The organism is Mycetohabitans sp. B46 (assembly GCF_037389205.1).
Taxonomy (GTDB): domain Bacteria; phylum Pseudomonadota; class Gammaproteobacteria; order Burkholderiales; family Burkholderiaceae; genus Mycetohabitans.
The window spans coordinates 266664-289903 of record NZ_JADBGL010000001.1; the positions used below are offsets into that span (position 1 = coordinate 266664).

The 23240-nt window shown below is 61.2% G+C and carries 22 protein-coding genes and 2 pseudogenes; 9 read left to right on the plus strand and 15 right to left on the minus strand.

The features are described 5' to 3' along the window. The first annotated feature begins 407 nt into the window (after window positions 1-407). Window positions 408-1673, plus strand: a complete 1266-nt coding sequence (gene ftsY, locus IHE30_RS01275; protein ID WP_337688177.1) for a signal recognition particle-docking protein FtsY — start codon at window positions 408-410, stop codon at window positions 1671-1673. Between the two features lie 119 nt (window positions 1674-1792). Here the strand turns inward: ftsY and IHE30_RS01280 are convergent, their stop codons facing one another. Beyond that, window positions 1793-2488 carry a fumarylacetoacetate hydrolase family protein gene (locus IHE30_RS01280; protein WP_337688179.1) on the minus strand — a complete coding sequence of 232 codons (696 nt, stop codon included), beginning with the start codon at window positions 2486-2488 and terminating at the stop codon, window positions 1793-1795. 171 nt (window positions 2489-2659) lie between these two features. Between IHE30_RS01280 and IHE30_RS15030 the strand changes: the two are divergent. Beyond that, window positions 2660-2758: pseudogene (locus IHE30_RS15030) on the plus strand ((2Fe-2S)-binding protein); the annotation flags it as partial. A gap of 24 nt (window positions 2759-2782) precedes the next feature. Then, window positions 2783-3793, plus strand: a complete 1011-nt coding sequence (gene ybiB, locus IHE30_RS01285; protein ID WP_337688180.1) for a DNA-binding protein YbiB — start codon at window positions 2783-2785, stop codon at window positions 3791-3793. Window positions 3794-4248: 455 nt separating this feature from the next. On the opposite strand, the gene IHE30_RS01290 is transcribed toward ybiB, so the two are convergent. Beyond that, complete coding sequence (locus tag IHE30_RS01290) at window positions 4249-4827, minus strand: acyloxyacyl hydrolase (RefSeq protein WP_337688181.1); 579 nt, start codon at window positions 4825-4827, stop codon at window positions 4249-4251. 315 nt (window positions 4828-5142) lie between these two features. Between IHE30_RS01290 and rpoH the strand changes: the two genes are divergently transcribed. The 5 genes from rpoH to cydX all read left to right on the plus strand — a co-directional run bounded on the left by rpoH (window position 5143) and on the right by cydX (window position 9498). Then, a complete protein-coding gene (rpoH, locus tag IHE30_RS01295; protein WP_337688183.1) occupies window positions 5143-6069 on the plus strand; it encodes an RNA polymerase sigma factor RpoH in 927 nt (308 codons plus the stop codon). A 202-nt stretch (window positions 6070-6271) separates the two neighbouring features. Next, on the plus strand, window positions 6272-6550 hold the full coding sequence (gene cydP, locus IHE30_RS01300) for a cytochrome oxidase putative small subunit CydP (protein WP_443193565.1): 279 nt from the start codon (window positions 6272-6274) through the stop codon (window positions 6548-6550). Beyond that, entirely contained in the window at window positions 6540-8156 is a 1617-nt protein-coding gene (locus IHE30_RS01305) for a cytochrome ubiquinol oxidase subunit I (RefSeq protein ID WP_337688186.1), read from the plus strand. The genes cydP and IHE30_RS01305 overlap by 11 nt, the downstream gene beginning before the upstream one ends. A gap of 39 nt (window positions 8157-8195) precedes the next feature. Beyond that, window positions 8196-9335: a cytochrome d ubiquinol oxidase subunit II gene (cydB, locus tag IHE30_RS01310; RefSeq protein ID WP_337688188.1), complete on the plus strand. Its 1140-nt coding sequence runs from the start codon at window positions 8196-8198 to the stop codon at window positions 9333-9335. 40 nt (window positions 9336-9375) lie between these two features. Then, window positions 9376-9498: a cytochrome bd-I oxidase subunit CydX gene (gene cydX / locus IHE30_RS01315; RefSeq protein ID WP_337688189.1), complete on the plus strand. Its 123-nt coding sequence runs from the start codon at window positions 9376-9378 to the stop codon at window positions 9496-9498. Between the two features lie 435 nt (window positions 9499-9933). On the opposite strand, the gene nagA is transcribed toward cydX, so the two are convergent. The 7 genes from nagA to IHE30_RS01350 form a co-directional block, all read right to left on the minus strand. Further along, window positions 9934-11031, minus strand: coding sequence for an N-acetylglucosamine-6-phosphate deacetylase (gene nagA / locus IHE30_RS01320; protein ID WP_337688190.1), 1098 nt, complete (start codon window positions 11029-11031; stop codon window positions 9934-9936). A 549-nt stretch (window positions 11032-11580) separates the two neighbouring features. Then, window positions 11581-12342, minus strand: a complete 762-nt coding sequence (locus IHE30_RS01325) for a MetQ/NlpA family ABC transporter substrate-binding protein (protein WP_443193574.1) — start codon at window positions 12340-12342, stop codon at window positions 11581-11583. A gap of 166 nt (window positions 12343-12508) precedes the next feature. Then, on the minus strand, window positions 12509-13108 hold the full coding sequence (locus tag IHE30_RS01330) for an SCO family protein (RefSeq protein WP_337688386.1): 600 nt from the start codon (window positions 13106-13108) through the stop codon (window positions 12509-12511). A gap of 68 nt (window positions 13109-13176) precedes the next feature. Next, window positions 13177-14082: a heme o synthase gene (gene cyoE / locus IHE30_RS01335; protein ID WP_337688195.1), complete on the minus strand. Its 906-nt coding sequence runs from the start codon at window positions 14080-14082 to the stop codon at window positions 13177-13179. 7 nt (window positions 14083-14089) lie between these two features. Next, complete coding sequence (locus IHE30_RS01340; RefSeq protein WP_337688197.1) at window positions 14090-15199, minus strand: COX15/CtaA family protein; 1110 nt, start codon at window positions 15197-15199, stop codon at window positions 14090-14092. A 41-nt stretch (window positions 15200-15240) separates the two neighbouring features. Next, window positions 15241-15858, minus strand: a complete 618-nt coding sequence (locus IHE30_RS01345) for an SCO family protein (RefSeq protein WP_337688388.1) — start codon at window positions 15856-15858, stop codon at window positions 15241-15243. Between the two features lie 231 nt (window positions 15859-16089). Next, a complete protein-coding gene (locus IHE30_RS01350; protein WP_337688390.1) occupies window positions 16090-16806 on the minus strand; it encodes an SURF1 family protein in 717 nt (238 codons plus the stop codon). 72 nt (window positions 16807-16878) lie between these two features. Between IHE30_RS01350 and IHE30_RS01355 the strand changes: the two genes are divergently transcribed. Further along, window positions 16879-17088 (plus strand): twin transmembrane helix small protein, encoded by a 210-nt coding sequence (locus IHE30_RS01355; protein ID WP_337688198.1) that lies wholly within the window; start codon window positions 16879-16881, stop codon window positions 17086-17088. Between the two features lie 68 nt (window positions 17089-17156). Here IHE30_RS01355 and IHE30_RS01360 read toward each other — a convergent pair whose 3' ends face one another. The 6 genes and pseudogenes from IHE30_RS01360 to IHE30_RS01385 all read right to left on the minus strand — a co-directional run bounded on the left by IHE30_RS01360 (window position 17157) and on the right by IHE30_RS01385 (window position 23228). After that, window positions 17157-18014, minus strand: a complete 858-nt coding sequence (locus IHE30_RS01360; protein WP_337688200.1) for a cytochrome c oxidase subunit 3 — start codon at window positions 18012-18014, stop codon at window positions 17157-17159. 15 nt (window positions 18015-18029) lie between these two features. Beyond that, complete coding sequence (locus IHE30_RS01365; protein ID WP_443193566.1) at window positions 18030-18326, minus strand: DUF2970 domain-containing protein; 297 nt, start codon at window positions 18324-18326, stop codon at window positions 18030-18032. 223 nt (window positions 18327-18549) lie between these two features. Next, window positions 18550-20160 (minus strand): cytochrome c oxidase subunit I, encoded by a 1611-nt coding sequence (gene ctaD, locus IHE30_RS01370; RefSeq protein ID WP_337688201.1) that lies wholly within the window; start codon window positions 20158-20160, stop codon window positions 18550-18552. A gap of 60 nt (window positions 20161-20220) precedes the next feature. Further along, window positions 20221-21429, minus strand: a pseudogene (gene coxB / locus IHE30_RS01375) (cytochrome c oxidase subunit II); the annotation flags it as partial. After that, the gene (locus tag IHE30_RS01380) at window positions 21426-21944 is read right to left on the minus strand and encodes a DUF2244 domain-containing protein (protein ID WP_337688203.1); all 519 of its coding nucleotides are present in this window, start codon (window positions 21942-21944) and stop codon (window positions 21426-21428) included. The gene IHE30_RS01380 and the pseudogene coxB, both read right to left, overlap by 4 nt. Before the next feature lie 231 nt (window positions 21945-22175). Then, window positions 22176-23228 (minus strand): methyltransferase domain-containing protein, encoded by a 1053-nt coding sequence (locus tag IHE30_RS01385; RefSeq protein ID WP_337688205.1) that lies wholly within the window; start codon window positions 23226-23228, stop codon window positions 22176-22178. Window positions 23229-23240: the final 12 nt, after the last annotated feature.

The window sequence follows — 23240 nt, forward strand, 5'->3', positions numbered from 1 at the left end:
CATTGCGAACCATGTTCAGCTTTTTCAAACGATTCAGGAAGGGCGATTCGTCCAGCCAGAAGCAAGACACGCCCGTAGCGGATTCCGCCTCACAAACCACCCCGTCCGGCACGCCAGCCGCTCCGGACGCGTCCGAAACGTGTAGTGCGCCTGTCGCGCCGACTGCATCTGTCGCACCTGCCGCACCTGCCGCACCTGCCGCACCCGCTGCACCTGCCGCATCTGCTGCACCCGCTGCACCTGCCGCATTCACTGCACCTGCCGCACCACCGCCACCGGCATCGGCCTCTAACGCGGCGCCAAACGGCACGCTGGGTGCGATCGGCGCGCCAGGGCCCGTGCCCTCCTCTGTCGGACCAGCGCAGCCGGCAGGATCAGTCCAACCGGCAACCTCATCAGCATCTGGGATGTCATCCTCACCCGTGGCTTCGCCAGCACCGGCGCTTTCGCCGGCATCTGCGGCGCCATCCACGCGTGCTGGCGCTGACGCGCCCGCGGCTTCACCAGTGCCCGTTAATTCGCCAACTGCGGCCGCTGCGCCAGCGTCATCCCCCCCGCCAGCCGTCACGGCCCCTGCAGCACCCGTCGTCTCACCCAACACCACCCCGTCTGCAGCCCCGGCACCCTTTGCGGGAGTCTCGGCCCGATCCGCGTCCAGCATGGCATCGCCACCCGTACCCGCCAAGCCCGCCGGAACCGCCACGCAGCAGCCCGTCGGCGACGCAGGCGAAGAGATCGTCGAGATTGTGCCGCCCCCTGCGCCCGAGCCGGCCGCCAAGCGCTCGTGGCTCAGCCGGCTGAAATCGGGGCTGACCAAGACCAGCTCGAGCCTGACCGGCATTTTCATTGGCGTGAAGGTCGACGAGGCGCTGTTCGAGGAACTCGAGACCGCATTATTGATGGCTGATGCCGGTGTGGACGCCACCACTTACCTGCTCGATGCGTTGCGCCAGAAGGTCCGCAGTGAACGACTGACTGATGCACAGCAGGTCAAGGCGGCGCTGCGCACGCTGTTGATCGAGTTGCTGGAGCCGCTTGAGCAATCGATGGTGCTGGGCCGCGCACAACCGCTAGTGATGATGATTGCCGGCGTCAATGGGGCCGGCAAGACGACGAGCATCGGTAAGCTCGCCAAGCACCTGCAGTCGTTTAACCAGTCGGTGATGCTGGCCGCCGGCGACACGTTCCGCGCTGCCGCGCGCGAACAGTTGGTGATCTGGGGCCAGCGCAACAACGTCGCTGTGATCCAGCAGGAAAGCGGTGACCCGGCCGCGGTGATCTTCGACGCGGTCGGCGCCGCGCGTGCGCGCGGCATCGACGTGCTGATGGCGGACACCGCCGGACGCTTGCCAACCCAGTTGCATCTGATGGAGGAGTTGCGCAAGGTCAAGCGGGTGATCGGCAAGGCGATGGACGGCGCCCCGCACGAAATACTGCTAGTGCTCGATGCCAATACCGGCCAAAACGCGCTGGCCCAAGTGAAGGCGTTCGACGAGGCGCTGGGATTGACAGGACTCATCGTCACGAAGCTAGACGGTACTGCCAAGGGCGGCATCTTGGCCGCAATCGCGCGCCAACGTCCAGTGCCGGTATATTTCATCGGCGTTGGCGAGAAGGTCGAGGACCTGCAACCGTTCGTCGCCGCTGAATTCGCCGACGCGCTGCTCGGTTAGGCACGCGGCGCAACGCGTGCCCCACTCTGGTTAGCCACACTGGATCGCGGCAAAGGGCGCCAGATTGATGTTGAAGCGCTGCACGTTAAAGACCGGCGGCACGATGTACAACGCGCGTGTCAGACCACACACAATGTCAGTATGTCGAATCCGTCCAGGCCGCCTTCGAGCACATCGCCCTTCGCGACCGCCGCCACCCCTTCCGGCGTTCCGGTGTAGATCAGGTCGCCCGGCGCCAACGCAACAAACCGCGATAAGTAGGCAATCGTCTCTGGCACCGGCCAGAGCATCGTCGACACGTCCGCGCGCTGTCGTGGTGCGCCATTGACCGTCAGCCACAATTGGCCAGCGGCGACGTGCCCGACCTGCGATACTGGATGGATCGGCCCAATCGGCGCGGACAGGTCAAAACCCTTGGCCAAGTCCCAGGGACGGCCCAGCCTCTTAGCCTGCGCCTGCAAATCTCGGCGCGTCATGTCTAGCCCGAGCGCGTAGCCGTACACGTGCTCCAGCGCGTGCTCCACCGGGAGGTCGCGCCCCCCGCATCCGATCGCCACGACCAACTCCATCTCGTGATGGACCTCGCCCGACTCAGGCGGATACGGAAATTCGCCTACGGTTCCGGGCGCCACATACAGCACCGCGTCGGCGGGCTTGCTGAAGAAAAAGGGCGGCTCGCGTTGCGGATCGTGGCCCATCTCGCGCGCGTGCGCTTCGTAGTTGCGGCCGACGCAATAGATACGTCTCACTGGAAACACATCGGACGATTGCACCACCGGCACCACGGGGGTCGGCACCTCGAATAAATAAGCCATCGCATGCTCTCTTAACAATGGTGAGCGCTACATTGATATGCCGCCGCGACATGACCGGCACGGCGCACACATTGGACGGAACCACCCAAGTTTAAACTGGGACGGGTCACTTCGGCAGTGACGCGGTTCTCGGCGTGCTGCCACCCTCGCGCGGCTTGCGGCGCGGCATGCCTTGCGCGCTTGCAAGAAATCCTCGGATGCGGTACTCAATGTGGTTCCTGTATTCCCGAAGTGAAGCGACTGATCACGTCGGCACACGCGCTTGCGTAGCCGGTGCACCGGTTGTCCGATGCCATGACCGAATCGCCCCCTTTGTCCGAGCATCCACCCGACGGCACAAGTTTTTGTTGTGCGCCGTTGATCAAGCAGATCGGGCGTGGCGCGCGCGGTGCACGCGCGCTTTCGCACGATGAAGCCCAGGCACTCTATGCGGCGATGCTCGACGGGCGCGTCTCCGATGTCGAACTGGGCGCAGTGGTGCTCGCGTACAGAATTAAGGGCGAGACGCCGCAGGAGCTTGCGGCGATGCTCGCTGCGGCGCACGCGTCGCTCCGGCTACTGGCCACGCGCGGCGATCGCTATCGCCCCGTGTCGATACCGAGCTACAACGGCGCGCGCAAGCAGCCCAACCTCACACCGCTGCTCGCCTTATTGCTGGCGCGTCGCGGCGTGCCGGTACTCGTGCACAGCGTGACAATGGACCCAGGACAGGTGACCAGCGCCGAAATCTTTGCCGGATTGGACCTGCCGGCAGCGCGCTCGATTGACGAAATCGACCCGGCACTCGCTCACGCGCAAATCGCATTCGCGCCGATCGACGTGCTCGCGCCGAAGATGTCCCGCTTGCTCGAGCTACGCGCGATACTCGGCGTGCGCAATACGACCCATACGCTGGTCAAGCTGCTGCAGCCGTTCGCCGAACCAGGTCTGCGGCTGGTCAACTATACCCATCCGGCTTACCGTGACAGCTTGTCAGCGTTGTTCCGCGATTTCCCACAGGCGGCTGCCGGCGGTGTACTGCTGGCGCGTGGAACCGAAGGGGAGGCCGCAGCCGATACCCGGCGCCAGGTGCAAGTCGACTGGCTACATGATCAGGTATGCGAGACACTGATCAATGCTGAACGTGCATCGCCGGAAGCACCCGTGGTCGACCTGCCCAACGCGTTGGATGCCGCAACGACTGCGCGATGGATAACGGACGTACTGGATGGCTACGCAAGGGCGCCCGAGGCCATAGTGAGGCAAGTCGAACTCATCGAGCGCGTTGCTCGACGCAAGGAATCGAGGCAGGTGCCGTGTGCGTGAGCGCCTCGGCCGTTGCGGCCGATCAGCAATGCTGTGCGCCTACGCTGCCAGCGCACAATATGTCCTATGCAACGACTCAACGCGCGGCGACATGTCTGTGATTCGCTCGCTACGTTGCACTGGCGTATCGCCGCGACAGCGTCGGATGCCACAGCAATATAGGTTTTGCTGCTTTGCTACAAATGGTTCTATCGCACCGCAAGACAGTTGCAGGGACGGTTGTAGTTACCGCACGCATAGCTGCTTTGGCTCGTTGCCACAGCAATACCCGTCACGGCTGATACGGTCAGCGCAATCGCCATCACCCCCTTCGTTACTTTGGATTTTAGATCAATCTCCTATTATTTTGGATAACATACTTTTTGTACGCGATTTAGCCCCGGATCGTCTCAATAACCTTGGCCGCCATCTGTGCCTCGCTTCGAACGCGAAACGGGCCGTGCGCGGCCCCCGCTTTAAAAGTTGTACTGCAGGTAAAGCTGGGTGAAATTGATACCAGGATTCGGTCGCTTGATACCGCCATTAGACACATGTTGGAAGCGAAATCCCGCCTGGCACTGCTGACGCTCACTGAACTGAGCGCCGACGCCGACCATGTCCGCAAACTGGAACGCCGAGGAGACGGTAAAGCGCTCGGAAATGCGCGGGTGCGTCAACAACCGCACGCCCACGCCGGCCTCGACAAATGGGCGAATCTGGCCACTGTTCTTGATGAAACGTACGACCGGCGTCACGCCAAACTCGCTGATTTTAGAATGTATGTCGCCTTTGTCCGCGTGCCAATAGGACACATGGGCCTCGCCGACCAGCGTAAGGTGCCAGGATCCCGTCTCCCACCCCGTCAGGCCCGGATCCCATATTAGCGCCAGATCGCCCTTCTTGATATGGCGGTCTCCGAGCCCGCCACCGAGTTGAACGCCAAACCGGTCTGCGTGGGCTGCCGCACTGGCAGCTAGCGCCAGCGCCGCCAGCGCGGCACGCGCTACACGCTGCGCTGGCGCCGTTGGGCCACGCTTCCTCGTGAACGTATTCATGGCTTTCCAAATATTAAGCAGGCACTGACAACGTGGTTGGGCCGCCATTTTAGGCCGTCGCGCGGATCGCTGCTCAATACGCCCCTTTGCCGCCCTCTTTGGCTTGATGCCCGGCCCGCGCACCGGAGGAAACTTCTCTGCGCACCGGCATGTCAATTTAGATAGCTATTGGAATGGAGATATTAATAGTTAAAAGGAACCTGCGGCGCCATTGGCCAGCAAATGGCTTAGCACTCGATGAAGTTGAGTGCTAAGATAGCGTGGAACGCCGTTTGCGCGGTAGTGCATGGAGCTGCCCATAAAGGAGTAATACGAGTGAGCAACGCAATGCCCCTATCGACCCCTGCAAGCCTGGCGCCGGCTGGCGCAGGTGCGCTGGCGCTCGCCTCAAAGTCGATGCTGCCGGGTACGTTGGGTAATCTCGACGCTTACATTCAGGCGGTTAACCGCATCCCGCTCTTGTCGCAGGCCGACGAAACGCGTCTTGCAATCGAATACCGCGAGCAGAACAAATTGGATGCCGCGCGTCAGTTGGTGCTGTCACACCTGCGGCTGGTAGTGTCGATCGCGCGCAACTATCTGGGTTATGGCCTGCCTCACGCGGACCTGATTCAGGAAGGCAACATCGGCCTGATGAAGGCCGTCAAGCGCTTCGATCCGCGCCAGAACGTACGGCTGGTGTCGTATGCGATCCATTGGATCAAGGCCGAGATTCACGAATACATCCTGCGCAACTGGCGCATGGTGAAAGTCGCGACGACGAAGGCGCAGCGCAAGCTGTTCTTCAACCTGCGCAGCCACAAGCAGGGCATGCAGGCCTTCACACCGGACGAGATCGCAGGGCTTGCGAAGGAGCTGAACGTCAAGCGCGAAGAAGTGACCGAGATGGAGACGCGGTTAGCCGGCAGTGATATCGCGCTCGAGGGGCAGTTTGAGGACGGTGAGGAATCGTTCGCGCCGATCGCCTACCTGGCCGACTCGCGTACCGAGCCGACCACGGTGCTTGCTTCACGCCAGCGCGACCTGCTGCAGACTGAAGGCTTGGCCGAGGCGCTTGAATCGCTCGACGCGCGCAGCCGCCGCATCATCGAGGCGCGCTGGCTGCAGGTGCAGGACGACGGCTCGGGCGGCGCGACACTGCACGAGTTGGCCGACGAGTTCGGCGTATCCGCCGAGCGCATCCGCCAAATCGAGGCGAGCGCGATGAAGAAGATGCGCGGCGCGCTGCAACAGTACGCGTGAGTGTTTCGCCTGCACGCATCGAACCCGGCTTCGGCCGGGTTTTTGTTTGCACCGCGACAAATCGCCACAATACGTATGCGCGGGGCCGCTTCACGGTGAAAATGCGGCGGTTTGACGCGTCGCAATAACTGCCCCTCGTTACACCCTACCTATAAAATGGGTTTCGTTCAAGTCGCGCCTGTCGCGCAGCACACGAAACACTATGCTCAGCCATGACGTTCGCCCCAGCACCGATACGGGCCATGCCGGCCCTGCGCAGCGCCCCGGTATGCTGGCCGCGCTCCTGCGCCGCCCTGGACTAGCTCGCGAGTTGACACTGGTCGTGATGGCCAAGGTCGCGATCCTGCTCGTCTTCAAGTACACGTTATTCAGTCATCCCCAGGCACCGCACATGGAACTGCCGCCGGCCCAAGTCGCGCAAGCGCTGTTGTCGGTGCCCGCATCACATCCGCCCGCTTTAGGTGATCATCATGATAAGTAGCGAAGTCGTCGACCTTTCGCGGCTGCAGTTCGCCATTACTGCGCTGTACCACTTTCTTTTCGTCCCACTGACGCTGGGTCTGTCCTGGCTGTTGGTCATCATGGAAGCCGTCTACGTGATGACCCGCAAGCAGGTCTACAAGGACATGACCCAATTCTGGGCCAAGCTGTTTGGCATTAACTTTGCGATGGGCGTGGTGACCGGCATCACGCTGGAGTTCCAATTCGGCACGAACTGGTCGTACTACTCGCACTACGTCGGCGATATTTTCGGCGTGCCGCTCGCGGTGGAAGGCCTAATGGCGTTCTTCCTCGAATCGACGTTCGTTGGACTCATGTTCTTCGGCTGGGACCGGCTGTCGCGCGTCGGGCATCTGATCGTCACGTTCCTCGTCGCACTCGGCTCGAACCTGTCGGCGTTGTGGATCCTGATCGCCAACGGCTGGATGAACAATCCGGTTGGTGCCGAGTTCAATTACGAGACGATGCGCATGGAATTGACCAACTTGTTCGACGTGGTATTCAATCCGGTCGCACAGGTCAAATTCGTCCATACCGTGTCGGCAGGCTATGTGACGGCGGCGATGTTCGTGCTCGGCGTATCCTCGTGGTACCTGTTGAAGAAGCGCGACGTCGACTTCGCATTGCGCTCATTTGCCGTCGCGGCCGGCTTTGGGCTGGCCTCAACGCTGTGCGTGATCGTGCTCGGTGACGAGTCGGGCTACACGACCGGCGAAGTTCAGCAAGCCAAGCTCGCCGCGATCGAATCGGAATGGAACACCGAACCGGCACCCGCGGCATTCACCCTATTCGGCTTGCCGAATCAGGACGAGCAACGCACCGACTACGCACTGCGCGTCCCCTACGCGCTAGGGCTGATCGCCACGCGCTCGATCGACGAGCCCGTGGTCGGGCTGCGCGATCTCATCTCTCAGAACGAGCAGCGTATCCGCAACGGTATCGTCGCGTACGGGGCGCTGCAAAAGATGAAGCAGGGCGACACGTCCGATGCAACGCGCGCGGTGTTTGATGCCCACAAGAACAGCCTCGGCTATGGACTGCTCGTCAAGCGCTATGCACCGGACGTGCTGAATGCGACTGACACGCAAATCGCCGAGGCGGCCAAGCACTCGATTCCCCCCGTGGCGCCGGTATTCTGGTCGTTCCGGCTGATGGTCGGTCTGGGCATCCTGTTCCTCGTGACATTCGTGCTCGCCTTCTGGTTCTGCGCCACGCGCAGCCTAGCGCATGAGAGCCGGCGCTGGTTCCTGCGCTGGTGCGTCTGGGCGATCCCATTGCCGTGGCTCGCCGCCGAGTTTGGCTGGATTGTCGCCGAAGTGGGCCGCCAGCCGTGGACGATCGCCGGTGTGCTGCCGACATTCTCGTCAGCTTCCAGCCTGGCGCCATCGGATCTGTATCTGAGCATCGGCGGGTTCATCTTGTTCTACACGGTGCTATTCATCGTCGAGATCACGCTGATGTTCAAGTATGCAAGGCTCGGGCCGTCGTCGCTGCATACCGGCCGCTACCACCACGAGCAACCGCAGCAGCATGACGATGCAACAGCTTACGAAGCTCAGCAGCTATCTCACGCAGGGCCAGCCTGATGCCGTGGATCGAAGCCTTTGTTACTGGACTAAATCACTATGTTTGACTATCCAACTTTGAAGGTCATTTGGTGGGTGCTGATCGGCGTCTTGCTGCTCGGCTTCGCGCTCACTGACGGCTTCGACATGGGTGTCGGTGCACTGCTGCCGTTCATCGGCAAGACCGACACCGAACGTCGCGTGATCATCAACGCGATTGGCCCCACCTGGGAAGGCAACCAGGTATGGCTGATCACGGCCGGCGGCGCAATGTTCGCCGCGTGGCCGCTGGTCTACGCCGCTTCCTTTTCCGGCTTCTATTTCGCGATGCTGCTGGTGTTGTTCGCGTTGTTCATGCGACCGGTCGGCTTCGAGTACCGTGCCAAGCGCGACGATCCGCGGTGGCGCGCGAGCTGGGACTGGGCGTTGTTTGCCGGCAGCGCAATTCCGGCACTGGTGTTCGGCGTCGCGTTTGGCAACCTGCTGCAAGGCGTGCCGTTCCGCTTCGACGACGAGCTGCGCGTGAGCTACCATGGCGGCTTCTTCGCGCTGCTGAACCCGTTCGCAGTGCTGTGCGGCGCAGTCAGCGTCGGCATGCTGGTCGCGCATGGCGCCGCGTTCCTGCGCATCAAGACCGAGGGAGCAATAGCACGCCGTGCCTCGCACGTGTTGCGCATCGCGTCGCTGATCACGGTCGTACTGTTCATCATGGCCGGCATCTTCGTGGCCACCCGCATCACCGGCTTCGAGATTACCCACGCGGCGCCGCTGGACGCGCTGGCCAACCCGCTGCTTAAGCGCGTGGCCGCCGGGCCCGGCCTGTGGATGGCCAATTACGTCGCCTACCCATGGATGATGCTCGCGCCGGCGTTGGGCATCGTGGCCGGCGTGCTCGCACTGGCGTTTGCCTCGTCGCGCTTCACCAAGCTGAGCTTCATCATGACGGGGCTGCTGGTGACCGGCGTGATCCTGACCGCAGGCTTTTCGATGTTCCCATTCATCATGCCATCGTCGCTGGACCCGACCAGCAGCCTGACGCTGTGGGACTCGACGTCGAGCCATCGCACGCTGGGCATCATGCTGATCGTGGTGATTGTGTTTGTGCCGTTGATCATGCTGTACACCAGCTGGGTCTATCGCGTGATGCGCGGTAAGGTCACCGAGCAAGGCGTGCAAAGCAACACGCACTCGATGTACTGAACGGCGCTTACTTTAATTGACCAATCTGACGGAGCAGAGCATGTGGTATTTCAGCTGGATATTGGGGATTGGCGTCGCACTCGCGTTCGGCGTCATCAACGCGATGTGGCTCGAGTCACATCGCGACGCACAAAGAGTTGCAGGGCCTAGCACGGAGAAGTAACGCACTGAAATGGCCGGTGCCGGCCGACGGTTTTTTACCGATCCCGCGCACCTTGATCTTGCCCAAATCGCCGCCGCATGAAGCGTCGGCGTGCGGGCTGTCGGCTCCCCACCGAGACCATCGGCACAGACACGGCCGAACGTCCGACGGCTGGCAACGGCGCCGCCATCGTCTTCACGTAGCGCTCGGCCGCATTGCCGTATGTGAGGTGGAACGTGTCGACGGCAAACCCATGCGACGTCCAGGTTTGCGAGCCGTTGTCGGTCCACGGCAAAAGGGCCACGCACGAGTCAGGACAGGCACAAGCGCGTCGTGCAGGCGTGTCGACATTCGACAGGTTGGCCGCGCCACCGCGCGCGGTAATATAGCGCTGGACGCCTCCCGAAGGCCAGTTACGCGGCCACGACTTCGGGCGAGGCCAACGCCTCGTTAAGCCTATTCGACAACGGCTTCTCCTTCGACGTACGTGGCAGCGAGTGCCAGTTCGCGATCGATCACCACCAGGTCGGCCCATGCGCCCCGCTCGATGCGACCACGGTCAACCAGCCCCAGGTAGTCCGCCGCATGACGCGACAAACGTGCCGACACGTCGGCGATCGGCAAACCGATCGAGACGAGATTGCGCAGCGCCTGGTCCATCGTCAAGGTGCTGCCCGCCAGCGTACCGTCGGCCAGCCGCACGCCGCCTAGACACTTCGTGACACGCTGGCTGCCCAGGTGATACTCGCCGTCCGGCATCCCAGCAGCCGACGTGCTGTCGGTTACCACGTATAAGCGCGGGATCGCACGCAACGCGGCTCGGATGGCACCGGGATGCACATGCAGCAGATCGGGGATGATCTCCGCATACGCAGCATGAGCCAGTGCGGCCCCGACCATGCCCGGATCGCGGTGATGCATCGGTGACATCGCATTGAACAAGTGCGTGAAGCCCGTGGCGCCCTGCTTGAGCGCGGCCACTGCGTCGTCATACGAGCCGAGTGAATGGCCGAGCTGAACGCGCACGCCGCGCGTGGCGAGTTCGCGTACGATGTCCATGTGGCCGGCGATTTCCGGTGCCAGCGTGACGACGCGGACGGGGCCCAGCGTCAAGTACTCCATAACTTCGTCGAGCACCGCGACCGTGGCTGCTGCCGGCTGGGCACCGAGCTTGCCGGGATTGATGTACGGCCCCTCCAGATGCACGCCCAGCAATCGCGCGGCGCCCGCCTGCCGCTCTCGCGCTAAGGCGCCCAGACCGGCAATCACGGACTTCAGCTGCGCTCGCGGCGCGGTCATCGTCGTGGCCAGCAGGCTGGTCGTCCCATGGCGCGCATGGGCGCGGGCAATCGTGTTGAGCGCCGTGCCGCCATCCATCACGTCCGCCCCGCCGCCGCCGTGCACATGCAGGTCAATGAAGCCGGGCAGGATATACGGCTCGTCATTGCAGGCGGGATCCGTGCGTTCTCCATCGATCGTCGCGATGCGTCCGTCAGTGATCTCCAAGCGGCCGAGCAGCCAGCCGTCAGGGGTCAAGATGTTTCCAGCGAGCATGAAAGTCCTGTCCGGGCGAGAGAGGCGGGGAAGGCAACAACCGGGAGTTTGCGGCGGGTGGATAGCGTAGGTACCGTGCAGGGCGAGCACGTCGCCATCGTTGCGGCAGCGATGCCCACACACCACCGGATGAGCGCTCCGTCGGACCCGTTATCTAACCCAAATAATACTCAAGCAATCGTCACGTCGCGGTCCATCGCAAATAGCCTGGACACCGCTTCCCTCTTGCTTTAACTACTATTTTGCGATTTTACGGCCTTGGCGATCGGCAGAGCATAAACAGTGCGTGACGCAATGCACAAGCTGAAAGCGGTATACGCCAGTTCAATCGCTTCTACTCCAAGCCTATCGGCATACTGCACGAAGGACTGACGCGGCGCAGGCGTCACACAGCGACCCGCAACCCAGCGATCTAGGCTGGATCATGTACCGGCACGGGGCCGCTGCTGCAGACGGACAAAGCAGATGGCGCAACGGGCCGACGCGTTGATCGAGCAACGGGCCGCAAACTTTGCGCGCTTGCAGGACACTAGCCGCAAGCGTAGCGCCTTAGAACGCGGGCAGGATCGCGCCCTTAAATTGCGTCTCGAGGAACTTGCGAATGTCGTCGGACTCGTACGCGGCCACCAGCTTCTTCACCCACGGCTTGTCCTTGTCCTGCAGGCGCACGGCAATCAGGTTCGCATACGGTCCCTTCAGGTCTTCAAGCGCGATCGCATCTCTGATCGGCGAGAAGCCGGCGCTCACCGCGTAGTTGTTATTGATCGATGCAGCAGCTAGGTCATCGAGCGAACGCGGCATCTGCGCGGCATCTAACTCGACCAGCTTGATCTTCTTTGGATTCTCGATCACATCCAGCGGCGTCGCGTTGGCGCTGCCCACGCCCGCGCCGGCCTTCAGCTTGATGATCCCGTATTTCTGCAGCAGCAACAGCGCGCGGTTGCCGTTGGACGGATCGTTCTGGATACCCACTTTGGCGCCTTTCGGCAGGTCCTTCAACGACTTGAACTTCTTCGAGTAGAAGCCCATCGGCGACACATAGGTCAGGCCCACGTTCACAATCTTGTAGCCGCGCTGCTTGACCTGGCTGTCCAGGAACGGCTGGTGCTGGAAGCCGTTCGCGTCCAGGTCGCCGGCATCGAGCGCAGCATTCAACTGCACGTAGTCATTGAATTCGATGACCTTGATTTTCAAGCCGCGCTTCGCCGCCACTTTCGCGACCTCCGCCCAGATCTGCCCGTCCGGGCCGCTCATCGTGCCCACGCGCAGCACCGGATCGGCTCGCGCAACGTTCGACAATGCAGCTGTCATCGCGACGATAGTCAGCGTTTTCAGTAGTGTTCTGCGTAGCATAGATACTCCCCCTTATTTTGAAAACGCGATGGTCGCATGGCTGCACCGATAAAGTGAACTATCGAATACGCATACGCTTATGCTTTTACGGAGAAGTCACCGAAGCGTCACCCGGGAGGCTACTCTAGTCGAGCAACAGCTTAATATCGTGCACCCACGGCCCGGGCCCTTGGCCATCTCGCGCGAATAGGCGTAGCTTGCCGGCAGGATCGAATACGTAGCTCGCGGCGATGTGGTCTACCGTGTAATCGGCCCCGTCCTTGCCCGGCTCTTTTGCGTAGTACACGCGAAACGACTTGGTCACTTTTGACAACTGCGTCTCGTTGGCAGGACGCAGGCCGATGAACGACGGATGAAACGCCGCGACGTACTGTGCGAGCAGCGGCGCACTGTCGCGCTGCGGGTCGAGCGTGACGAACAGCACCTGCACACGTTTTGCCTGGTCGCCCAATTGCTGCATCGCTTGGGCGAGTTCGGCCATCGTCATCGGGCACACGTCCGGACAGTGCAGGTAGCCAAAGAACAGCACCACCACCTTGCCTTTGAAATCGGCCAGCGTGCGTACATGGCCGTTGGTATCGGCAAGCGCGAAGTCGGTGCCAAACTGGCTCGCGCCGGTGATGTCAACGTTCTTGAACACCGGCTTGTCGCCGCAGCCCCCCAAGGCGAGCGCCGTGCCGGCCACTACTGCGGCCACCGCGCGCCGCCACCCGCCGTGGCTCATGCGAGCCGCTTCGCGTGGACCGGATACCGCCCGGGCCGCCACCAGATGGAAAAAAGCGCGCGCCAACATCAGAAACCGATCCAACCGCGCACGTAGTGATCAATCAGCAACGCGACGAACAACAGCGACAAATAGACGATTGAATAACGAAATGTCTTGCGCGCGATCTCATCCGAATAGTCGCGATACATTTTCCACGCGTAGCTCAGGAACAGTACGCCGAGCACGACCGCGCTGGCGAGGTATAGCACCCCGCTCATATCGGAGACGAACGGCATCAGCGTGACGGCGAACAGCACAAGCGTGTACAGCAGGATATGCAGCGCAGTGAAGTGCACGCCATGGGTGACGGGCAGCATCGGCAACTTCGCGCTCTCGTAGTCCTGGCGACGATACAGCGCTAGCGCCCAGAAATGCGGCGGTGTCCAGACAAAGATGATCAGCACAAGGATCCATGCGTCGCCCGGCACCGCGCCCTGCACCGCCGCCCAGCCCAGCGCGGGCGGCATCGCACCCGAGGCGCCGCCGATCACGATGTTTTGCGGCGTGGCGGGCTTCAGCAGCATCGTATAGATGACTGCGTAGCCGATGAACGTCGCGAACGTCAGCCACATCGTCAACGCGTTCGTGAACGTGTATAGCGTCCACATGCCCAGCCCGCCCAGCACCGCGGAAAAGGTCAGGATTTGTGCCGGCGTGATCTCACCGCGCGCCGAAGGGCGCCATGCGGTACGCCGCATCCGCGCGTCGATACGCTGCTCGACTAGGCAATTGATCGCAAACGCCGCCCCAGCGAACAGCCAGATGCCAATCGTGCCGCCGACCAGCTTCTGCCACGGCACCATGCCGGGTGTAGATAGGAACATGCCGATCACCGCGCAGAACACGGCGAGTTGGGTGACACGCGGCTTGGTCAACGCAAGATACTGTGCGATGCGGCTGCCGGACGAGTGATGAAGCGTGGTACTGTCCATTCGTGAATCACGCGGTGACGGCGCTCGAAGATGCCGACGAGGCGACAACGGCGCGGCTGGAGGCAATGCGCCAGTTTAACATGACAACGAGCAACAGCAGGATCGCCGCGCCGCCGTTGTGCGCGACGGCAACGGGCAGCGGCCATTGCAGCACGATGTTGGACAAGCCGGTCAAGCACTGCAGCACGACGACCACCAGCACGGCGTCGGCAAGCCGTGTCAGTTTCTTCAAGCGCCGTATGCACCACGCCCATCCGAGCAGATAGGCAATCACGACCATCGCGAATGTGCGATGCGTCCAGTGAATCGCCACGAGCGCGTCCTGGGTGATCACCTCGCCATTGGCATTCATGCCGAGGGCCCGCCACAAGTGGAATCCCTCTGCGAAGTCCATTGGCGGCACCCATTGCCCGTTGCAGGTTGGAAAGTCAGTGCACGCGAGCACCGCATAATTCGTGCTCACCCAGCCACCGAGCGCAATTTGCACGATCAACAATGCAAGCGCGACAAGCGCGGCCGCGAAGCCGCGGCCGGTGGTCGGCTCCTGCTGGGGTGCCGGCGTCATACGCACGGCGAACAAGCCGAGCGCCGCCAGTAATCCAAGGCCCAGCAGCAAGTGCGTAGTCACGATTACCGGCTGTAGCTTCAACGTCACGGTCCACGCGCCAAATGCCCCCTGCACCAGCACCAGCGCCAGCAATGCGGTCGGCCACCACGGCGAAGCCGGCAAAGGCTGGCCACGCCAGCGTCGAATCCATGCGATCCCGGTCATCAGTACGATCAACAGCCCGATGGCCATCGCAAAATAGCGGTGAAGCATCTCAATCCAGGCCTTTATCAGGCTAACCGGTCCGCTTGGCATCGCCGCATAGGCGGCAGCGATTGACGCATGCGCGGCAAACGGCGACGAACTTGCATAGCAGCCAGGCCAGTCAGGACAACCCAGGCCCGAGTCGGTCAAACGCGTAAAGGCGCCGAACATCACCAGATCCAGCGTCAAGAACATCGTTAGCCAGGCAAGTTTGCGATAACGGTCTGAGCGCACCCGCCACAGGATCCAGCCGAGGGGCAGCAGCGCGAGCGCCGCACCGATGAGCGCAAGTTCAACGACAAACATGGCAATTCTGTATGGACTTCATAGAAAGGCGGCCCGCCCGTTTAGCCGATTCTCGACCATTTGAGCAGTTTGGTTAGGTCATGCTTGATCCGCGACGGATCCGGATCACGCGGAAAGCGCATCATCAAGTTCCCATTCGGGTCGACCAAGTAAATATGCGAGGCGATCGAATCACTGGCCCGATCCGGATCGGGCGGCAGCCACGCGGCAACTTGCGCCGGCGGCACGATGAGCGTGCGCGTGTCTGGATACGCGTTGGCGACACGCTCCGGTATCACGCCGTCGTCGGTCCGCAGCCATACAGTCAGGACGCGCTCACGTTCAGCGCCCTGCGTCGCGCGCACCTGCCGCATAAAGTACAGTTTCTTCGCACAGGCGTCATCGCAGGCGCTCGGATCGACCGAAATCAACAGCCACTTACCTTTCAGCGAATCGAGCCGCATTGGATGACCGGTTTCGTCGCGCCCGACGAGATTGTCCGGAATCGGCCGCTGCGGCTGGATCAATTGGCCGTAGCTAACCGCGCCGCCAGTGGGCTTAAACACGTAGTACATCAAGTACGACGCGATGACGGGCGCGGCACAAACCGCGGCCAACAGCAGCAGCATCCACCGCGCGCGCTGCCTGCCGCGGCGGGACGCGGGCACGCCGGTGGCCATCGGGCCGGCATGGCGCGTACTCGGTACGTCGAGATCGGGTTTCGATCGAGAAGAATCCGTCAACACTACACTCCTTCACACTGCGTTCACGACATCGATTGGCACGCGATTACGCGTTGCGTGCGCCACCATTGCCATTGCCATTGCCATTGCCATTGCCATTGCCATTGCCATTGCCATTGCCATAGTCATGCACATGCATACGCATGCACAATACGCACCAACGTGGGATCAAGCCTGGGCGTCGTTGCCGCCCCGAGCGGCACGACGCGCCGCATAGAGCCCAAAGGCGAGCGCCGCCAACGCCATGCCCCACCACTGCACCATATAGCCGTAGTTGCGCTCGACGCCGGTGTCCGGCGCCGGCCAGTCACGCACCAGCCCGTCCGCCGTGTCGTTGGTCTGTTGTAGCACGAATGGCTCCAGCGGCAAGCCAGTCTCCGCTGCGTACGATGCCACATTCAGGTTTTGACGGATCGACTGGTGCGGCGCCGATCCACCTTGCCCGAGTTCAAACGCGCGCGACGCGTCTGCCCGAGCGACGCCTTCGATCGTCACCACACCGGTTGGCGTGTGATAGGGCGCGATCGCGCTGCGCTGCTGCACGTTGCGAGGCAGCCACCCTCGATTGACCAGCACATAGCCGCCTGTCTCCAGCTTCAACGGCGTGACGACATAAAAGCCAGGCTGGTCGTGATGCAGCCGATTGTCCAGATAAATCGTCAAGTCCGGCACAAACCAGCCGCGCGCCACGACGCGGTGGAACTCAACCTCCGCCACGGCTGGCCTGCGATCGTTTAGCGGTATCGGACTCGCATGCTCGAACCGCTCGATACGCGCCTGCAGCGCTTCTTTCTGGTGCGCGCGGTCGCGCTGCCAGAAACCGAGTCGCACCGTGACCGCGACGACGATTAGCACGGCCAACGCGGGCCAAAAGCGGATTTTCAGCATGCGGGCTCAGCTCCGCCGAACACAGAACGTGGTGAGATAATAGAGGAACAGTCTTTTCCGGCCTTCTTCATGCCTATCCTCGTTGCCATCGCGTTCGCACTGATTATCGCCAGCATGGCGTCAGCCCTATACTTCATGATGCACGATCGCGGCAAGACCAAGCGGATGGTATGGTCGCTCGTCACACGCGTCGGTCTATCCATCACGTTATTCCTGTTCATCCTTTTCGCGCATTGGATGGGCTGGATACAGGCTACTGGCATTCCATACGGACGCTAAATTTTGTCATTTCCCGCACAAAGCAAAACGCCGCCCTCGGCGAGGGCGGCGTTTTGTCGCAGTAGCCACTACATCCAGTAGACCACCACATACAGTCCGAGCCAAACGACATCAACGAAGTGCCAGTACCACGCGGCGCCTTCAAACGCGAAATGATGATCGGGCTTGAAGTGTCCGCGGATCAGTCGTACCAACACAACGGCCAACATCAACGCGCCCATCGTCACGTGAAAACCGTGAAACCCGGTCAGCAGAAAAAACGTCGAGCCGTAGACACCAGAGGTCAACTTCAGGTTCAACTCGTTGTACGCGTGAAAATACTCATAGCCTTGCATGAACAAGAAGATCACACCGAGCAGCACTGTCGCGGCCAGCCACACGATTGCCTTGTTCCGATGATCGTCGCGCAGCGCATGGTGCGCGACCGTCAACGTCGCGCCGGACGTCAGCAGCAACGCGGTATTGATCGTCGGAATGGGCCACGGCTGCATCGACTTAAAATGCGCAACCAGGTTGGACGGCCCATTGTTCGGCCACACCGCCGAAAAATCGGGCCATATCAACTTGGCATCAAGGTTACCGAGGTCTTGCAGCGCGAACTGCCGGGCATAAAACAACGCACCAAAGAATGCGCCAAAGAACATCACCTCGGAAAAGATGAACCAACTCATGCTCCACCGATACGAGGTGTCGACGCGCTTGCCGTACATGCCGGTCTCGGACTCGCCAATCGAGTCGCCGAACCAGTGCCACAATACAAATAACAACCCAGCGAGACCGAGTGCAAACGTCAGTGACGCGAACGGCACGCCGTTGATCCAGCCGGCGAGCGAGCCGAGCATGGCCAACAAGCCCATCGCCGCAGCTATCGGATGCTGCGACGGATTCGGTATGAAGTAATACGGGCTCTCGTTTTGTCCGCTCATGATTGATTCTCCACTTCAGTCCAGTTCTTTCTTGATGCAGGTCCTGTCTTGTCCGCAATCGTCTACAACCGACACCGGCTGGCGCGATTCAACGCTCGGCTGCGTCACGAAGTGAACGACCACCAGCAAGATCCCGATGAACACCGCAGCGCAAACAAAGCCTGCAATGATCACATGTAGCGGGTGCAGGCTCGCGAGATCGCGTTCATGCTCCGTGCCCTTGCGTACGCCAAAAAACGACCATAGCACTGCCCGCATCGATCGGATAATGACACGCGCGATGGCGCTCAAATCCTTGGGTTGATCAGGCATGACCGTCCTCCCGCTTTCATGGGACTAGATGCTTGAGCACGACACTCACAAAGAAGACGGCAACAATCCCGATCAAAATCGCCAGCAATCGGAAGTTGGCCGCACGTTGCTGGACTGGCGTTCGTCTTTTTTGTAAATCCGTTGGCATCATTTGACGACCCTGGCGCACGCCAGGGCCTCCTATCACAATAACAGCACGCTAGCCTCGATTACCGGCCGATGCTCATTTGACCGTCGGCGGCATGTCGAACGTATGGAATGGCGCCGGACTCGGCACTGTCCACTCAAGCCCTGTTGCACCATCCCATGGCTTGTCGTCCGCTTTCACGTGTTCGCCATGACCACGGTATGTAGGCAACGCAACCGCCAGCAGGAAGTACACCTGTGCAAGCCCAAAGCCAAACGCACCGATCGTCGCAATTTGGTTGAAATCGGTGAACTGAGCCGGATAGTCAGCGTAGCGACGCGGCATACCGGCCAGCCCGAGAAAGTGCATCGGGAAGAACGTGAGGTTGAAGAAGATCATCGACGCCCAAAAGTGGATCTTTCCGCGTGTTTCGTTATACATCCAGCCAGTCCACTTTGGCGACCAGTAATACCATCCGGCAAACAACGCGAACAGTGAGCCAGCAACAAGTACGTAATGGAAGTGCGCGACCACGTAATACGTGCCGTGAAGCGGGACATCGAGCGGCGCCATCGATAGGATCAATCCGGTAAAGCCGCCCATCGTGAACACGAAGATGAAGCCGATTGCGAACAGCATCGGCGTCTCAAACGAGAGCGCGCCACGCCACATCGTCGCGACCCAGTTGAACACTTTGACGCCAGTAGGCACCGCAATGAGCATCGTCGCGTACATGAAGAATAGCTGGCCGGTGACCGGCATGCCGGTCACAAACATGTGGTGCGCCCATACCATGAACGACAGAATCGCAATCGACGCCGTTGCATACACCATCGAGCTATAGCCGAACAGCGGCTTGCGCGAGAAGGCCGGTACAACCTGCGAGATGATCCCGAACGCTGGCAGAATCATGATATAGACTTCCGGATGACCGAAGAACCAGAAGATATGCTGATATAGCACCGGATCACCGCCGCCGGCCGGATTGAAAAACGCCGTGCCGAAATGCCGATCAAACAACAACATCGTGATCGCACCGGCCAGTACCGGCATCACCGCAATCAACAGGAATGCAGTGATCAACCAGGTCCAGCAGAACATCGGCATTTTCATCATCGTCATGCCAGGCGCGCGCATGTTCAAGATCGTCACGATGATGTTGATCGCGCCCATGATCGACGACGCACCCATGATGTGCACCGCAAAGATGCCCAGGTCCATGCCCGGCCCCATTTGCACTGACAGCGGCGCATACAGCGTCCAGCCCGCGGCGGTCGCGCCGCCCGGCGAGAAAAACGAGCCGACCAGCAGTACCGCGGCAACCGGCAGCAGCCAGAAGCTGAAGTTATTCATCCGCGCAAACGCCATGTCGGCCGCGCCGATCTGCAACGGCACCATCCAGTTCGCAAAGCCGACAAACGCCGGCATGATCGCGCCGAACACCATGATCAGCCCGTGCATCGTCGTGAGTTGGTTGAAGAACTCGGGCCGCATGATCTGCAGGCCGGGTTCAAACAACTCCGCGCGGATCAGCAGCGCCATCACCCCGCCCGACAAAAACATCACGAACGAGAAAATCAGATACAGCGTGCCAATGTCCTTGTGGTTGGTTGCGAACAACCAGCGCCGCCAGCCATGCGGATAATCGTGCGCATGGTCGTGTGCGTGATCGTGACCTGCCGCGACGTCGTGTCCGATCGTTGGCATAACACTTCTCCTAAAACAAATTCCGGGGCCGAATCAACGGTTGCATACGGGACATCAGGCGCCATTGCCAGCTACCGCGACGGCAGGCATCTTGCCGTTGCGCGCGTCTGCGACCTGCCGGGGTTGTAATACCACACCGTCATGGTTGTCCCACGTATTGCTTACAAACGTGATGACTGACGCAATTTCTACATCGCTTAACGTCGGGCCCCATGCCGGCATTTGTCCCCTCCCGTTCAGCACGAGGTTCAAGTGTCCGGCAATCGGGCCTTTGACGACCGCGCTGCCGTCAAGCGCCGGGAACGGTCCCGTGCCCTTGCCGGTCGGTTGATGGCAAACTGCGCAGTTAGCCGCATACACTTTTGCGCCTTGCTCCTTCAGTTCATCCATCGTGTACATTTTGTTCGGCTCATTGGCTGACGCGCTCATTTTCTTTTGCTCATCAGCGACCCATTTCGCATAGTCGTCTGCGCTCTTAACTTCGACAACCACCGGCATGTACGCGTGCTCTTTACCGCACAGCTCGGTGCAGAAACCCCGGTACGTTCCGACCTTTTCGGCCTTGAACCACGTTTCGCGCGTAAAGCCGGGAATCGCGTCTTGCTTGACACCGAACGCGGGCACGTACCACGAGTGCACGACATCTGCGGCAGTCGTGATGATTCGGATTTTCTGGCCCACCGGCACCACGAGCGGATGATCGACTTCCTGCAGATAGGTATCAGAAATCGGCTCCTTGCCGTTGATCATCGAGCGTGGCGTCGTCAGCGTCGACAGAAAGCTAATGCCCTCACCCGGCCCCTTCACATAGTCATAGCCCCATTTCCATTGGTAGCCGGTGACCTTGATCGTCAAGTCCGCGTTAGAGGTGTCTTTCATCGCGACAACCGCCTTCGTCGCAGGCAGTGCCATCAACACGACGATCAAGAACGGCACGACGGTCCAAATGATTTCGACGGTGGTGCTTTCGTGAAAGTGAGCGGGTTTGAAGCCTTTCGATTTGCGATGCACGATGATCGAATAGCACATCACGCCAAACACGCCGACAAAGATCACCGCACAGATGATCAGCATCATCGTATGCAAGCCGTAAAGCTCCTCGGCGATCTTGGTGACGGGCGGCTGGAAATTCAGTTGATTGACCGCCGGGCCACCCGGTGCGTCATTGATCGCCTGGGCCGTGCCTGCGACGAGCCACGTACTCGCGGCAAGCATGCCCGCGAAGGCTCGCTTGATTGTTTTCATAGCTTCCTTACCCAAAATTACTATTCAGACTCGCCTTCCGCCCTACTGCTCTGGTGTCCGCACGACGCACATTGCTTGAGCCACGCGCGCAATTCGCGCGCAAACTCGGCGCGACGGTCGAACGCAAGATGCCGCCCAACCGATACCGCCACCCGACCCGATGCCACGGTCACGCATTGGCGCGGCTCGCGCCCCGGCTCGATCCGGACCCAGCACGGGTTGAACTCGAACTGCGTGACGCTGCCGGCGCTCACCCGTCGGATCAAAAGATGGTCCGGGCACAGACGGATGTATTCGTAATCGACCGCATGGCGCGCGTAAATGATGAACGCGACGCCTACCGCGAGGAGTTCGATGCCCGTAAAAGGCAGCACCAGCCACGCGCCGCTGAGCGCGACGGCCAGTCCAATCGAGCACGATACCAGCGCGAGCAGCAAGTAGAAGCAAACGAACTGACGCGGAGACGCCGAACAGTTGCGCCGCTGCATCCAGTCCTTCAACACCGGACCGGAATCGGTTGGCCATGTGATTGCCTCCATCGCCACTCCTCGTGCTACGTGCCCATCGCCCCCATAGTGCGGACCCCCAAGCGACAAACTGACGCATTATAGGCGGGTTCATGGTCATCCACAAGCAACGCCAAACCGGCTCGAACCTTTGTCCGATAAGCCTCTGCGCCATTTTGACGCAGTTTGCGACAGTCATTTTAAGCAGCGATTTCCGGGATAACGAAGTACCGGTCCCGCCGCCCACGCGCGCATGCCGATGCATCAGAAAGATGCCCTGCGCGCACCGCGCGACATATGGCCGATCTCGTCGAGGCGCACGATGCCATGCCCTTCAGGCGTCACGCGAGCCATGGCCTTCCACGCATGACCGTAGACCACCTCAAAGGTGAGCGGTATCGTGCCGTCGGGCTGCCGTTGCGCTTCCAGCGCGTCGAGCAGGCGATGATACGTGCCGCGCGAAATCAGGCCGCGCGACACATCGGCGCGCGCGTCGCCACGCCGCACAGCTTGCGGCGGCATTGCGCCCCAGCGGTGCACGTCGGCCAGCAGCGATTGCGGGGACGCGTACGTGATTGTAAGCGTCTCCATGTCCATCACTGGAATCTCAAAGCCGCTGGCAACCAGCATGTCGCCGCAGTCATGCATATCGACAAAGTCGAGCACGTGCTGCGCCGCGCCGCCATCTGCGGCCGCCCACGCACCACGCAGCTCGCGCAGCGTATCAGGACCAAGCGTGGAGAACATCAGCAGCCCGCCAGTTTTCAGTACCCGCTGCCACTCGGGAAACACCCGGTCCGGACGCGCATGCCACTGCAGCGCCAAATTTGACCATAGCAAGTCAAAGCACTCCGACGCAAACGGTAGCGCGCCAAAATCGGCCTGCACCCGGTCGCGCGGTGGGATGGGGCGCGATGCGAGATGGCGCAGTGCGGCCGGCAGCAGGCGACGCCAGCCACCCGCTGGGGCAGCCTGCCCGGACACCGCGTGGGCGCCACCGCCACCCGGCGCGTGCGCGGCGCCGAGCATCGCGCGTGATAGGTCTGTGCCATAGACGCTGGCCTGCGTGAAGCGCGCGCGCAGCGCATCGATGTCCTCGCCCGCGCCGCACCCCGCGTCGAGCACCCGCGCCGGCTGCAGCTTGATGTACTGCAATCGCTCATGCATGCGCTGCGCGATCTCGCGCGGCAAGAACGCCACGTCGTGAAATTGCGCGGCACGACGATCGAAGATCTGCCTGAGCTGGCGCAACCCGGAAGCGCGCTGCGCATCCGCATCAGTGTCTTGGTCCGCCGGACGGTCGTGGTCGGTTGGCATGAGCATAGGCTT